The sequence below is a fragment of the Pseudomonas sp. AKS31 genome (assembly GCF_023634765.1).
Classification (GTDB): domain Bacteria; phylum Pseudomonadota; class Gammaproteobacteria; order Pseudomonadales; family Pseudomonadaceae; genus Aquipseudomonas.
In genome coordinates, this window is the sequence record NZ_JAMLFX010000008.1 from 173,693 (window position 1) to 187,765 (window position 14,073).

The 14,073-nt window shown below is 57.9% G+C and carries 16 protein-coding genes; 10 read left to right on the forward strand and 6 right to left on the reverse strand.

Annotated features, from left to right (window positions below; all coding sequences use genetic code 11):
- Positions 1–119: 119 nt before the first annotated feature.
- Together acnB and M9827_RS19940 are read left to right on the forward strand one after the other, a co-directional pair.
- Positions 120–2,729, forward strand: a complete 2,610-nt coding sequence (acnB, locus tag M9827_RS19935) for a bifunctional aconitate hydratase 2/2-methylisocitrate dehydratase (RefSeq protein ID WP_250606876.1) — start codon at positions 120–122, stop codon at positions 2,727–2,729.
- A gap of 12 nt (positions 2,730–2,741) precedes the next feature.
- A complete protein-coding gene (locus tag M9827_RS19940) occupies positions 2,742–2,978 on the forward strand; it encodes a hypothetical protein (protein ID WP_250606770.1) in 237 nt (78 codons plus the stop codon).
- Here M9827_RS19940 and M9827_RS19945 read toward each other — a convergent pair.
- The 3 genes from M9827_RS19945 to M9827_RS19955 all read right to left on the reverse strand — a co-directional run bounded on the left by M9827_RS19945 (position 2,960) and on the right by M9827_RS19955 (position 4,965).
- Positions 2,960–4,240 carry an HAAAP family serine/threonine permease gene (locus M9827_RS19945; protein ID WP_250606771.1) on the reverse strand — a complete coding sequence of 427 codons (1,281 nt, stop codon included), beginning with the start codon at positions 4,238–4,240 and terminating at the stop codon, positions 2,960–2,962. The genes M9827_RS19940 and M9827_RS19945 overlap by 19 nt on opposite strands.
- 245 nt (positions 4,241–4,485) lie before the next feature.
- Positions 4,486–4,668, reverse strand: coding sequence for a hypothetical protein (locus tag M9827_RS19950; protein ID WP_250606772.1), 183 nt, complete (start codon positions 4,666–4,668; stop codon positions 4,486–4,488).
- A 102-nt stretch (positions 4,669–4,770) separates the two neighbouring features.
- The gene (locus tag M9827_RS19955; protein WP_095047463.1) at positions 4,771–4,965 is read right to left on the reverse strand and encodes a hypothetical protein; all 195 of its coding nucleotides are present in this window, start codon (positions 4,963–4,965) and stop codon (positions 4,771–4,773) included.
- 240 nt (positions 4,966–5,205) lie between these two features.
- Between M9827_RS19955 and M9827_RS19960 the strand changes: the two genes are divergently transcribed.
- The 6 genes from M9827_RS19960 (at position 5,206) to M9827_RS19985 (ending at position 10,195) form a co-directional block, all read left to right on the forward strand.
- A complete protein-coding gene (locus M9827_RS19960; RefSeq protein WP_250606773.1) occupies positions 5,206–5,589 on the forward strand; it encodes a tautomerase family protein in 384 nt (127 codons plus the stop codon).
- A 465-nt stretch (positions 5,590–6,054) separates the two neighbouring features.
- Complete coding sequence (locus M9827_RS19965) at positions 6,055–6,534, forward strand: DUF4822 domain-containing protein (protein ID WP_250606774.1); 480 nt, start codon at positions 6,055–6,057, stop codon at positions 6,532–6,534.
- 14 nt (positions 6,535–6,548) lie between these two features.
- A complete protein-coding gene (locus M9827_RS19970) occupies positions 6,549–6,977 on the forward strand; it encodes a hypothetical protein (protein WP_250606775.1) in 429 nt (142 codons plus the stop codon).
- 171 nt (positions 6,978–7,148) lie between these two features.
- Positions 7,149–8,117, forward strand: coding sequence for a 2-hydroxyacid dehydrogenase (locus M9827_RS19975; RefSeq protein WP_250606776.1), 969 nt, complete (start codon positions 7,149–7,151; stop codon positions 8,115–8,117).
- 220 nt (positions 8,118–8,337) lie between these two features.
- Positions 8,338–9,405: a phosphotransferase family protein gene (locus tag M9827_RS19980; protein ID WP_250606777.1), complete on the forward strand. Its 1,068-nt coding sequence runs from the start codon at positions 8,338–8,340 to the stop codon at positions 9,403–9,405.
- 22 nt (positions 9,406–9,427) lie between these two features.
- Entirely contained in the window at positions 9,428–10,195 is a 768-nt protein-coding gene (locus M9827_RS19985; RefSeq protein ID WP_034152479.1) for an SDR family oxidoreductase, read from the forward strand.
- A 218-nt stretch (positions 10,196–10,413) separates the two neighbouring features.
- On the opposite strand, the gene M9827_RS27770 is transcribed toward M9827_RS19985, so the two are convergent.
- The 3 genes from M9827_RS27770 to M9827_RS19995 form a co-directional block, all read right to left on the reverse strand.
- Positions 10,414–10,542: a hypothetical protein gene (locus M9827_RS27770; protein ID WP_284676943.1), complete on the reverse strand. Its 129-nt coding sequence runs from the start codon at positions 10,540–10,542 to the stop codon at positions 10,414–10,416.
- Positions 10,543–11,459: 917 nt separating this feature from the next.
- The gene (locus M9827_RS19990) at positions 11,460–11,717 is read right to left on the reverse strand and encodes a DUF1652 domain-containing protein (RefSeq protein ID WP_250606778.1); all 258 of its coding nucleotides are present in this window, start codon (positions 11,715–11,717) and stop codon (positions 11,460–11,462) included.
- A gap of 137 nt (positions 11,718–11,854) precedes the next feature.
- Positions 11,855–13,351 (reverse strand): helix-turn-helix transcriptional regulator, encoded by a 1,497-nt coding sequence (locus M9827_RS19995; RefSeq protein ID WP_250606779.1) that lies wholly within the window; start codon positions 13,349–13,351, stop codon positions 11,855–11,857.
- 265 nt (positions 13,352–13,616) lie between these two features.
- Between M9827_RS19995 and M9827_RS20000 the strand changes: the two genes are divergently transcribed.
- The gene (locus tag M9827_RS20000; RefSeq protein WP_250606780.1) at positions 13,617–13,808 is read left to right on the forward strand and encodes a hypothetical protein; all 192 of its coding nucleotides are present in this window, start codon (positions 13,617–13,619) and stop codon (positions 13,806–13,808) included.
- Positions 13,809–13,962: 154 nt separating this feature from the next.
- Positions 13,963–14,073: hypothetical protein (locus tag M9827_RS28020; RefSeq protein WP_502943462.1), on the forward strand; the 111-nt coding region annotated here is incomplete at its 3' end.

The window sequence follows — 14,073 nt, forward strand, 5'->3', positions numbered from 1 at the left end:
TAAGGAATTGCCGGTAATTCTGGCCGAACGACCCACAACGTCGTGAGGTGCATGAGTACGGCAATTTCGGGATGAGCGTCCCGGACACCCATTTGGGACCACTGATGAGGGTAATAACTGTGCTTGAAGCCTACCGCAAACATATCGAAGAGCGTGCAGCCCTGGGTATCGTTCCCCAGCCGCTTAACGCCGAACAAACAGCAGGCCTGGTCGAGCTGCTGAAAAACCCTCCGGCTGGCGAAGAAGAATTTCTCGTTGACCTGATCACCAATCGCATTCCACCAGGCGTGGACGAAGCGGCCTATGTCAAAGCCGGCTTCCTGTCTGCACTGGCCAAGGGCGAAGTTTCCTCCCCTCTGCTGGACAAAAAGCGCGCTGTAGAACTGCTCGGCACCATGCAGGGCGGCTACAACATCGTCACTCTGGTTGACCTGCTGGACGACGCCGAACTGGCGCCAGTCGCTGCCGCGCAACTCAAGCACACTCTGCTGATGTTCGATGCGTTCCACGACGTCGCGGAAAAAGCCAAGAACGGTAACGTTCACGCGAAAGAAGTGCTGCAATCCTGGGCTGACGGCGAGTGGTTCAAAAACCGTCCGACCCTGGCCGACAAGATCAGCCTGCGCGTGTTCAAGGTCACCGGCGAAACCAACACCGACGACCTGTCCCCTGCTCCAGATGCCTGGTCGCGTCCAGACATCCCGCTGCACGCCCTGGCCATGCTGAAAATGGCTCGCGACGGCATCGTTCCTGATCAACAGGGCGCCATCGGCCCTATGAAGCAGATCGAAGAAATGCGCGGTCAAGGCTTCCCTATCGCCTACGTCGGTGACGTGGTCGGTACCGGTTCCTCGCGTAAATCGGCAACCAACTCGGTGCTGTGGTTCTTCGGCGACGACGTTCCTTACGTACCGAACAAGCGCGCTGGCGGTTTCTGCTTCGGCAGCAAAATCGCTCCGATCTTCTACAACACCATGGAAGATGCCGGCGCACTGCCAATCGAGTTCGACGTTTCCAACATGAACATGGGCGACGTGATCGACCTGTACCCGCATGCTGGCAAAGTCTGCAAACACGGCACCGACGAAGTCCTGACCACCTTCGAAATGAAGACTCCGGTCCTGTTGGACGAAGTTCGTGCTGGCGGCCGTATTCCGCTGATCATCGGCCGCGGCCTGACCGAGAAGGCTCGCGCCGAACTGGGTCTGCCACCGTTCGATCTGTTCAAGAAGCCGGAAGCCCCGGCTGAAAGCACCAAGGGTTTCACCCTGGCGCAGAAAATGGTCGGCAAGGCTTGCGGTCTGGCAGAAGGCAAAGGCGTTCGTCCTGGCACCTACTGCGAACCGAAGATGACCACCGTAGGTTCTCAGGACACCACCGGTCCAATGACCCGTGACGAACTGAAAGACCTGGCGTGCCTGGGCTTCTCCGCTGATCTGGTAATGCAGTCGTTCTGCCACACCGCGGCGTATCCAAAGCCGATCGACGTGACCACCCACCACACCCTGCCTGACTTCATCATGACCCGCGGCGGCGTTTCCCTGCGTCCGGGCGACGGCATCATCCACTCGTGGCTGAACCGCATGCTGCTGCCAGACACCGTCGGTACCGGTGGTGACTCGCACACCCGCTTCCCGATGGGCATTTCGTTCCCGGCCGGTTCCGGTCTGGTCGCGTTCGCCGCAGCCACCGGCGTTATGCCGCTGGACATGCCGGAATCGATCCTGGTGCGCTTCAAAGGCAAAATGAAACCTGGCATCACCCTGCGTGACCTGGTTCATGCCATTCCTTACTTCGCTATCCAGAACGGTCTGCTGACCGTCGAGAAGAAAGGCAAGAAAAACGCCTTCTCCGGCCGCATCCTGGAAATCGAAGGTCTGGAAGGTCTGACCCTGGAGCAGGCGTTCGAACTGTCCGACGCCTCGGCCGAACGTTCGGCTGCCGGTTGCACCATCAAGCTGTCGAAAGAGTCGATCACCGAGTACCTGCAGTCCAACATCACCCTGCTGCGCTGGATGATCGGCGAAGGCTACGGCGATGCGCGTACTCTGGAACGTCGCGCCCAAGCGATGGAAGCCTGGATCGCCAACCCGGAACTGATGGAAGCCGATGCCGACGCCGAATACGCCGAAATCATCGAAATCGATCTGGCCGACATCAACGAGCCTGTGCTGTGTGCGCCGAACGATCCGGACGACGCCCGTCTGCTGTCCAGCGTTGCTGGCGAGAAGATCGACGAAGTGTTCATCGGTTCGTGCATGACCAACATCGGTCACTTCCGCGCTGCCGGTAAGCTGCTGGATCAGGTCAAGGGTCAGCTGCCAACCCGTCTGTGGCTGTCGCCGCCGACCAAAATGGACGCTCACCAACTGACCGAAGAAGGCTACTACGGCATCTACGGCAAAGCTGGCGCACGTATGGAAATGCCAGGCTGCTCGCTGTGCATGGGTAACCAGGCACGCGTTGAGCCGAACAGCACCGTGGTTTCCACTTCGACCCGTAACTTCCCGAACCGTCTGGGCGACGGCGCGAACGTCTACCTGGCTTCGGCCGAGCTGGCGTCCGTGGCTTCGATCCTGGGTCGCCTGCCGACCGTCGAGGAGTACATGGAATACGCTGGCAAGATCGACAGCATGGCGGCCGATATCTACCGCTACCTGTCCTTCGACCAGATCGCCGAGTTCCGTGAAGCTGCTGCGAACGCCAATATCCCGGTCGTTCAAGCCTAACGCTACAACGCAATGAAAAACGCCGCCCATCGTGAGATGTGCGGCGTTTTTTTATGCCTGCTGGAGCGTGGTTATCTGTTCGGGCCTCATCGCTGGCAAGCCAGCGATGGCGGAGTGTCAGTCGACATCATTGCTGATGACTCACCGCTTTCGCGCTCAAGCTCGGCTCCCGGGCAAAAAAAACCGCTGTGCCTGGGCAGGCACAGCGGTTCTTATCGATTGAATCCGCGTTACATCGCCAGCTTATAAACCAGTGCCGAAATCGCTACCAGACCTACCGCCGTAACAAACACGTTAGACGCCTGACCACGATAGCGTGCCATCGCCGGAACCTTGCGAATCGCATACATCGGCATCAGGAACAGAATCGCCGCGATCACCGGGCCGCCGATGGTTTCGATCATGCCCAGAATGCTCGGGTTCAGCGTCGCGATGACCCAGCAGATCACCAGCATGAACGCCGCCACGATGCGATCCAGCGCCTTGGCACCCGGACGCTTACCGCTTTTGATGATCAGGCCTTTGAGACCTTCGCTCGCACCGATGTAGTGACCGAGGAACGACTTGGAGATCGCCACAAACGCAATCAACGGCGCTGCGAAAGCGATGGTCGGATTGCTGAAGTGGTTGGCCAGGTACGACAGGATCGACAGGTTCTGCGCCTTGGCCTCGGCCAGTTGTTCCGGCGAAAGGGTCAGCACGCAACTGAAGACGAAGAACAGCACCATCGCCACCATCAACAGGTGCGCGCGGGACAGGATCTGCGAGCTGCGCTCTTCAGCGTGGACGCCGTAACGACGCTTCTGATCCACCGCAAACGCCGAGATGATCGGCGAGTGATTGAACGAGAACACCATCACCGGAATCGCCAGCCACAGCGTGTGCAGCAACGCAGACGGTGCCGGCACGTGCGAAGCCGTGGCGAGAATGCCGCCGTTCCAGTGCGGAACCAGGTACACCGCGAGGAACAGCAATGCGACGATAAACGGATACACCATCAGGCTCATCGCTTTGACGATCGCCTGCTCACCGCAACGCACCACGGCCAGCAGACCGAGGATCAACACGAACGACAGCAGCGCACGCGGTGGCGGCGTGATGTGCAGTTGATGCTCGAGGAAACTGGCGACCGTGTTGGTCAGGCCGACGCTATAGATCAGCAGGATCGGGAAGATCGCGAAGAAGTACAGCAAGGTGATCAGCGCACCGGCCTTGATGCCGAAATGCTGCTCGACCACTTCAGTGATGTCGGCGCCTTCACGACCGGAAAGCACAAAGCGGGTCAGACCACGGTGCGCGTAGAACGTCATCGGGAATGCCAACAGCGCGAGGATCACCAGCGGCCAGAAGCCACCCAGCCCCGCGTTGATCGGCAAAAACAGGGTGCCGGCGCCGATGGCCGTCCCAAACAGTCCCAACATCCAGGTGGTGTCCTGGCGATTCCAGCTCGAAAGTTCAGCGGGTGCTGTTGCATCAAAGCGCTCTTCGACGCTATTGGCCTGATCATTCATCCGGTCGGATCTCCGCATTCCGGTCACTTGCCACTCGGTCAGGACGCGTCGGAAAAAACCGACAGACATGCTCCGGCCGAAACAGGGGCGCGATTCTCCGCGATAAATGAGCAGAAGCAAAGACTTAGCTGAGGAATGGTTGTGCGGAGCAGATCAGTAGGGTGTCGTTTTCGGGAAAATGGCTGTCGCGCAAAGACACGCCGAATGTCGTTTTTAGTATGACCGTGCGAGTTCAAGAACACATTTCAGACCGAATGAAGAACCAGCGTTCCGATTGTGATGACGACCAGCGCAAACATTGCCCCCATGGCGAACCTGAATAATTCAGAGCGAATCTCCGCAGGGGACAGACCTTTCGACTCTTCAGCGAACTCGGCGTCCTCTCGTCGAAGTCGTTCGACTCTGGCCTTGGGATCTTCTGTGTACATGTTTATTGTCCTTTGCGAAGTCACGAGATCAATCTGCTATGCAAACCGTTGTTGAGCATCCGATACGCCTGATCGCAAACCATGATGCTTGCAGCGTTTCATTCAAAGCTTGGTCAATATCCCGAATACAGCCGTAATCGCAGTCAGCAGTCCCGTACCTACGGCTACCGGGTACCAGAACCTTTCTCGCTTGAGTTTGTTTTCCTCAGCCATAAGCTTGCGCCTCTCGACAATGAGCTTGCGGGATTCGTTTTGTAGTCTTTCGAGTTCCAGGTTTTCTCGATCATTCTGAAGCATGTGCCTTCCTTGGCGTTTAGCACTGAGTGCCCGGGCTGCTCTGTGCCCTCATGATTTCGCATTCATCAACTGCCCGATAGCGGATGGATCTGTCGAATTCGTAGGCAAAATCCGCCAGTCAGGTAGGCAGCCTCATACAGAGACCTTTCAGAAAACACCTCGCGATCAAGTACCCGTGCCTTTCAATTTGGCCCACATGATCTAGCGTGAGAGGAGTCCCCTGCCCTGCGGAGCCTTCCCATGCCATTGGTTCGCGTCGACATCAGACAAAACCCCGACCCCACCTTCGCCAAACGCATCGGTGAGCAGATCTACGCCGCCCTGCGCAGTTGTATCGATGTGCCCGAGCACGACAACTTTCAGATCCTCACCGAACACGATGGCCAGCACCTCGTCTACGATCCGCAATATCTGGGGATCCAGCGCAGCGACGGCGTGGTATTCATTCAGATCACCATCAGTGAGGGGCGCACGGTGGAGAAAAAGCAGTTGCTGTTCAAAACCATCGCGGAGAGCCTGCACACACAGTTGGCGATACGTCTGGAGGACGTGTTCATCAATCTGGTCGAGGTGAAAAAAGAAAACTGGTCATTCGGCAATGGCATTGCTCAGTACGTCACCTGACCCCGCAATTGGCAGCCAGCTACCTGCCGAGGCGATCATCAACAGTCACCATGCAACCCTCGGCGGCGCTTCGTACGGTTGATCGACAGCGCGCAGATGCGTTTCTAAAGAAAACTCCTTGAAATTGACGCAACTTCACCGACTGCGATTGCGTCAATCACGGATTTGTAACTTTATCCTCCGTCCTACAACTGCGTGTACTTATCTAATGCCACCTGCGCTATGAATTACAGAACACCCCCATAAAAAGCCCCTCATTTATCGATACTTCAGAATATTCCTACAGCCAAAAACACCTAATAAAACCACGACGAAATATTACTAAAACCCAAATGACAGCCATTTGTTACAAGCAACTACGCAGCCATTGAACAATCCTCTTTTTCAGGCCTATATTTTTCACGCCCTGAATAACGAAAGACCAATCGCAAACAACCTTCCATGTTTGATAAAAGAGGAAAAAGCATGCAAAAGCACAGAATGACCGGCCTGCTGTTGGCCGCACTGCTTTTTACCCCACTCGCCAGCGCCGATGTCCGCGAACTGGCGTCTTCGCCGCGATGGCTGACCACCAAGGTCTACATCGATGGTGCGCCTGAAACAGACGTGAAAGCGAAGTACCCCGGCGTTGTAGGGATATCAACCTGGGATCCCGAACGTAATCGATATGAGTTCTTTTACACCGATACAGGTGAATCAAAGTACAACAATGGTGGAGGCGGTTATTTCTTTGTCACCGGTGACCAGAAACAGCACATCCTGGTACCCGATATCGGCCCGACCAAAACAATTGTCAGACGCCTGGAAACATTGAACGACCGTGAATTTACTTACTCTCGGGAAGTCCCCCGCGACATGATCGACAGCAATCCTCCTGTGCGTATTCATGTTGTTCACGCGCCATATACCGGCACCGTAGAAACCCGATCAGCCATCAAACAATAAAACCAGGAGTTCACATGCAAAAGACCGTCAAAACCCTGCTGATCTCGACGTTGCTGGCTTCCTCGGTGTATTGCGCCGGAGTCAACGCGCAAGCCGCCAGTCAACCGGCCAAAAATACTGTCGCCACTGCCGACAACGCCATGATGCTGACCGTGTTTCTGAAACATGATCAGACACGTCCGTTGAGCGAACTCAAGGCTCAGCTCACGCAACAAGGCTTCTACAAGACCTTTCCCCCCGCCGGGGTCGAAGTGGTGAGCTGGAATATCATGATGGGCATTGGCCAAGTGGTGACCGTTCGCTTCCCCGCCTCGCGGTTGGCAGAAGTGAACCTCGCCCTGGAAAACACCGCTTGGGGCAGTTACCGCACCGAGTTTTATCCAACCTACGATTTCAAGCCGATTGCCCTGGCAGAACAAACCAAAGCCCAAGCGGCCCAATGATGCCGACAGCACACCGGATCACCGGTGTGCTGCCACCCCTTGCTTCTTGCCCGAAGCCGTCCAGAATCAAAGCACCACTGCGCGAATGACAACAATTGCCAAGCCGCTGCGGATTCAGCACTCTGAAACGATTTTCGCGACCCACCCGCCGACGACCACAGGAGCCGCGCAATGCCCGCAACCGTTCTGGTACTGGTTGAAACCATCAATGACTATTTGCCGATACTTGAACATCAGGGTTTTCACCTGATCCTCGCCCCCACACCCGCCGAACGAGCACAAGCCGTCGCCACACACGGCAGCCGCATCGACGCGGTACTGACCCGCGGCCCTTTGGGCCTGACCGCCGATGAAATCGCCGCCCTGCCCGCGCTGAAAATCATCACGGTCATCGGCGCCGGTTACGAGCAGGTCGACCTGCAAGCCGCCAGTAACCGTGGCATTACTGTTACCAACGGCGCCGGGGTCAATGCCTCGTCGGTGGCCGACCACGCGATGGCGATGTTGCTGGCGCTGGTCCGGGATATCCCCCGTTGTGACGCCGCGGTACGCCGCGGTGAATGGCCGAAGATCATGCGCCCTTCGCTGGCCGGCAAGCGCCTGGGGATTCTCGGTCTCGGCGCCGTGGGCATGGCGATTGCCAAACGCGCCAACCTCGGCTTCGACATGGAGATCAGTTATCACAGCCGCCAGGTGCGCAACGATGCGCCTTACACGTTCTGCTCGACGCCGACCGAACTGGCGCGGGCCTCGGATTTCCTGATCATCGCCACGCCTGGCGGCATCGGTACGCAGCACCTGGTGACCCGCCCGGTGCTCGATGCGCTCGGGCCGAAGGGCTTTATCGTCAACATCGCACGTGCCAGTGTGATCGCCACGGCGGATCTGATCACAGCGCTTGAACAACGCAAAATTGCCGGCGCCGCACTGGATGTGTTCGACCACGAGCCGCAAGTACCGGATGCACTGAAAACCCTGAGCAACGTGCTGCTGACGCCACACGTCGCCGGCCTGTCACCGGAAGCGACTCAAGGCACGGTGGAACTGGTGGGCAAAAATCTCATGGCGTTTTTTTCGGGCGAACCGGTACTGACGCCCATTGCGTTACCACCGAAGCTCAACAACCAGCGCGTGCACTGAAGCACGCCGAACCACTTGTGGAGCGCTCGCCTCAGCCTTCCCTTTTACCCATGGCACCTGCGCTAAAACCTGGTCAGCCGCGACTTTTCGCGCACATTCCCAAAGGTGATTATCGGGCAACACGCTAGCCTATAAGACCGACTCGCGCTTGTGGCAACCCAAGCTCGCCATTAGATTAGCCAATGATGTCTGGCCTCCAAAATAAGCAGAAGGGATAAGCATGGCGCTTACTGACCAGTCCACCCGTATCCGCTCTGGCGAAGAACTCGATGCCAGCCTGATCGATCCGTACCTCAAGGCGCACATTCCCGGCCTCAGCGGCACACCTGCGATCAGCCAGTTTCCCGGCGGTGCGTCGAACCTGACCTACCTGCTGGAATACCCGGAACAGGAATTCGTCCTGCGCCGTCCACCGTTCGGCCACAAGGCCAAATCCGCCCACGACATGGGCCGCGAATTCCGCATTCTCAATCAATTGCGCGACGGTTTCCCGTATTGCCCGAAAGCCTACGTGCATTGCACCGACGAATCGGTGATCGGCGCCGAGTTCTACGTGATGGAACGGGTCAAAGGGATCATCCTGCGCTCCGAGCTGCCGCCGGAACTGGGCCTCGACTCGGAAAAGACCGAAGCTCTGTGCAAAAGCTTTATCGACCGTTTCGTCGAACTGCACCGCGTCGACTACAACGCCTGCGGCCTCGGTGATCTGGGCAAACCGCAAGGCTACGTCGCCCGTCAGATCAAAGGCTGGAGCGAGCGCTACGAAAAAGCCCTGACCCCGGATGCGCCGCACTGGGAAGCGGTGAAAGCCTGGCTCAACGACAAGATGCCGGCCGACCATCCGACCTCGAGCATCGTTCACAACGACTACCGCTTCGACAACGTCATCCTCGACCCGCACAACCCGATGCAGATCATCGGCGTGCTCGACTGGGAACTGACGACCCTCGGCGATCCATTGATGGACCTGGGCAACACCCTCGCCTACTGGATCGAAGCCGGTGACCCGGCGCCGGTGCAACTGATGCGCCGCCAGCCAAGCCACGCGCCGGGCATGCTCACCCGCCGCGAGTTCGTCGATTACTACGCCGAACGTTCGGGCATCCAGATCGACAATTTCGACTTCTACTACACGTACGGCCTGTTCCGCCTGGCGGGCATCGTGCAGCAGATCTACTACCGCTTCTACCATGGTCAGACCCAGGACAAACGCTTCGCGCAGTTCATTCACATGAACAAACTGCTGGAGCAGATGAGCTTGCAGGTCATTGCGAAATCGAGCCTCTGACGGCCCACACCCAGGAACCCTTATGTCCAAGACTCAGTTGTTCGACCTCGACGGTAAAATTGCTTTCGTTTCCGGCGCCAGCCGTGGCATCGGAGAAGCCATCGCCAAACTGCTGGCCCAGCAAGGCGCCCATGTCATCGTTTCGAGCCGCAAGCTCGACGGCTGCCAGCACGTCGCCGACGCGATCATCGCCGCCGGCGGCAAAGCCACGGCCGTGGCCTGCCATATCGGTGAAATGGAGCAGATCAGCCAGGTCTTTGCCGGGATCAAGGAGCAGTTCGGCCGCCTCGACATTCTCGTCAACAACGCCGCGACCAATCCGCAATTCTGCAATGTGCTGGACACCGATCTGAGTGCGTTCCAGAAAACCGTCGACGTGAACATCCGTGGCTATTTCTTCATGTCGGTCGAAGCCGGCAAGCTGATGCGCGAAAACGGTGGTGGCAGCATCATCAACGTCGCGTCGATCAACGGCATTTCGCCGGGGATCTTCCAGGGCATCTACTCGGTGACCAAAGCGGCGGTGATCAACATGACCAAGGTCTTCGCCAAGGAATGCGCGCAATTCGGCATTCGCTGCAATGCCCTGCTTCCGGGGCTGACCGACACCAAGTTTGCCTCGGCACTGGTGAAGAACGATGCGATTCTCAAGCAAGCGCTGACGCAGATCCCGCTCAAACGCGTGGCCGATCCGAGCGAAATGGCCGGTGCGGTGTTGTACCTGGCGAGTGATGCTTCGAGCTACACCACCGGGGTTGCGCTGAATGTGGATGGTGGGTTCCTGTCCTGATCCGGATCTGAAATCGAACCTGCAGGAGCTGCCGAAGGCTGCGATCTTTTGATCTTGATCTGAGTAAATCAAAGTCAAAAGATCGCAGCCTTCGGCAGCTCCTAGGTGGGATTGGGGTTAACCAGGACTTTCGGTAATTGCCAACTGAAAGGCACCGGCAGCAAACACAGCAGCAAACATCCCGCCCCCGCCAGCCACGCCGCCAAACGCAATCACCATCACCCCGGGCAAGTCGAGCTGACTGCGCATTGCCGCACGGCAAACACCACCACGCCGGCCAGATCGGCCACCAGCACAATCCACTCAACCCGGGACTGACGCCCCGCCGGCGCTATTGCGTGACGCAACGGGTGGTCGTGATGTGTCGAGTCACCTGCCCGTCGGCGTACACGTCACCGGCGACCTCAGTGTTTTCGAGCACCTGACACGTACGCTCCGGCGGTGGCGGCGGCGCTGCCGGCGGAGGGGGTGGCGGACTGGCACAACCCGCCAACAACACTGCAAAAAAAGCCAACGACAACACGCGTTTCCCAAGATTGTTCATAGGACGACCCGCGATGAATGGAAGAGCCACTCCCGCGACCGAACCGACCACGGAAGACCTGACCACTCATTCTTTATAGCCGAGCCCCCCGCAAGCGCCAGTGAATCGGCCGGATCAGGAGAAAGTGGCTGTCGATTTTGCGTTGGGATTCGAAAAGATTGGCAGATTGGAATGCGCTCTGCCCGACAAGACCTCATCGCTGGTCCGATCGAGACTGGTCGGCTGTCAGGCCGCCTTCGCGAGCAGGCTCGCTCCCACCGAAAAGCCAAAGCACAACAGCACAACAGCGCACACCGCACAGCGCCCACCGCACATCGCTTCCGCTCCTCACCACTCAACAGGATGAGCGTTAGCTCGGCTGCAGCTCTTGATCTTGATTCACCGGCCGCGTCGGCAGGCTGAGTGGAGGGATTGATCCGGGGGTGGGAGCGCAGCGACCGTTTGGCGCAGCCAAACACAGCGAGAGGAGGTGCAGCGAAGCAAACCGTAGGCGCTGCCCCCGGATCGATCCCGGAGCGAAGGAACCCCGAGCCCCAGCGAGCGGGCCGAACGTTGCGGCAAGCCTTTTTGGGTACTTTTTCGGCGTCTGGAAAAAGTGCCTCGCCGTAAGGGCGAAACCGCCAGCCGCAACCCCGAAAGAAACGGATATACACCCAAAACCCAAGAGCATGGTCGGCCCAAAGGCCGCCAAGCCCAACCCCAACCCCAACCCCAAAAGGCCTAAGCCAAATCCGGATCCCGAGAAGAACGCAACGTGTTGCTCTCAAGCTCATACCGCAATTCTTCAATCAAAGCATCCACCGACTCCGGCGTCCGCAGCGCATTAAGTTTCAGCCCACTGATGACCAGATCCACCTGCCCCGAAACCGGGTGAAAAAGCTTCACGGTCAGCGAATGATCGCCATCCACCAGACACTCACACGCCAGCGGCGAAAAACTGCGTTCAAGCTGCGTGCGCAACTGCGCAACATTCATCATCAGACTGTTCCTATAACGACTGCAAAGGGCCGCGATCCCGAGCCAGAAAAAAACTCGTATCGCACCCCGCCAGACTAAGAACAGCCGTCGACCGCCAACACCTCAATTTGCACCTGCTGAACTAGTGCATTTGCACCTCATCGCTGGCCCTTGGCGCCCCGCTCCCCGGAAAACAATCCACGCTCGCGCGCCCAGACAATCGCCTCACTGCGGCTGTGCACATCAAGCTTGGAATACACCGTGGCGACATGATTGCGCACCGTGTTCGGCGCCAGTTTCAGCCGCGCAGCGATCTCCTTGTCCGCCAGCCCTTCACAGATCAACCCCAGCACATCACGCTCACGCGCCGTCAGATCGGTGAACGAAACGCTGGGCAGTTGCGGCGAATTGACCTTCTTCACATTGGCCAGTTTCTCGATCAGCGTGCGGCTGAACCACGACGCATCTTTCATCACCTCTTCAATCGCCGCTACCAATTCCAGCTCGGTACGCTTGCGCTCGGTAATGTCCATCAGCACCAGCAAATAACACAGTGTGTCCTGAATATTCACGGTGTCAGCGGACAGCGCGCATTCGAGCAGATCCGCATCCTTCTTGCGCACCCGCACATCGACCCGATCCACCCGGCCGTTTTTCGCCAGCGCCGCCAGCAACCGCGTGCACGCAACGCTGTCGTCGATAAAGTCCAACTGCGTCACGGTTTTGCCGAGCACGTCTTCGCTGTCATAGGCCAGGGTTTCGAGGAACGCCTGATTGACGTCGATCACCTGCTGCTCGTCGGCACTGCAAATCAGGATCGGCACCGGCGTCAGGCGAAACGCCTTGGCAAAACGCTCCTCACTCTGCCGCAACGCCACCTCGGCCTTGTGCCGCATCTCCATGTCGACGAAAGAAAACAACATGCAATCTTCATCGTTGAGCGTCAGCGGCTGACCGGCCACGATCACCTGCTTGCTGCTGCCATCGGGCAGGCGCAGCTCGGCCTGCATCTGCGGAATGGTCGCGACGTCGCGCAGGCGCTGAATAGCCAGATCCCGGTGTTCGGCCTGCTCGAAAATGTCGATTTCATAAGAGGACGTGCCAATCACCTGTTCACGGGTGTACCCGGTCATTTCCAGAAACCCCGGATTGACCTTGATGTAACGCAGATCACTAAGGCGGCAGATCACCGCCGGTGCGGGGTTGGCGTTGAAGGTCCTTTCGAAGCGCTGCTCGGCGTTGGCCCAATCGGTGACGTCGCTCATGATCAGCACCAGCGACTCGGGCTGCCCTTCGCGGTCCGTGAGAATCATGCTGCGCACGCTGTGCACCCAGATGCGTTCCGGATCGTCAGTCGGCGAGACTTCAATCAGCACGTCATTGAAACTCTCACAGCGCGCTACCCGGCTGATCGGGTAGTTTTCGGCGGTGATCGAATGATTATTGCGATAGCGCAGGTTGAACTTCTTGGCGTATTCGTCGGCATTGTGGCCCAGATCGGTGATCCGCTTGACACCGTGCATGGCCAGCGCGGCTTCGTTGGCCCAGAGAATGCTCTGATCCAGCTCCAGCAGAATCACCCCGTCGGACAGCCCGGCGATGATCTGCTGCAACTGGCGGCGGTTGGTTTCGGTGGTCAGGACTTCCTGGCTCATTGGATCTCCACAAGTGATACGCCCATTCGAAGAGTACGACCGCAGCCGATCGTGATCGTGCAGCGCCATTCGCACACAATACACCCCACTCCAGGAGAGGCCGAAGGCTGCGTTTTTTTGATCTTGATCTTTAACAGATCGCAGCCTTCGACAGCTCCGAAACGGACGTAGACATTCGCGCAGCCGGCGTTCGTCGACTAACGTTAATACCTCATCGGATTGAGCCCCTGCCCGCAACACTTGGCTCTTGATCAAGGAGAGACTGATGACGTCGCGTCGCAACATCGAACAGACCTACCGCAACTGGTCCAGCCCGATTCTGCTGGAGCTGAAAAAACGTGAACACCAAATGGCGCCGGTCGAGCGTCAGGCGCTGGAGAATGTTCTGGTGGAAAGAAGGTTGCTCGACACTGGCAACCCGGATGGCATTGAGCGGCGCCGTAATAGCGGTGACTGACGCTCGGTCCCATCGGCTTGAGGCGGCTCACTGAGTGTGTACGCCGTCCATTCAGTGGAATGGTAATAGCCGATTTATGGCACGTTCGGACGCTTGATCGGCTTTTTGGATTGTTGCAACATCGGCACAGCTTTTCCAATGGATGGAGTCGAGCATGCTGGATGCAAACGCTAGCCACATTACCTTCACTGTTGGAGGCGCCAACGCCGACCTGCAAGTCCTCAGCTTCACCGGTCGCGAAGCCCTCAACGAACCGTTCCGTTTC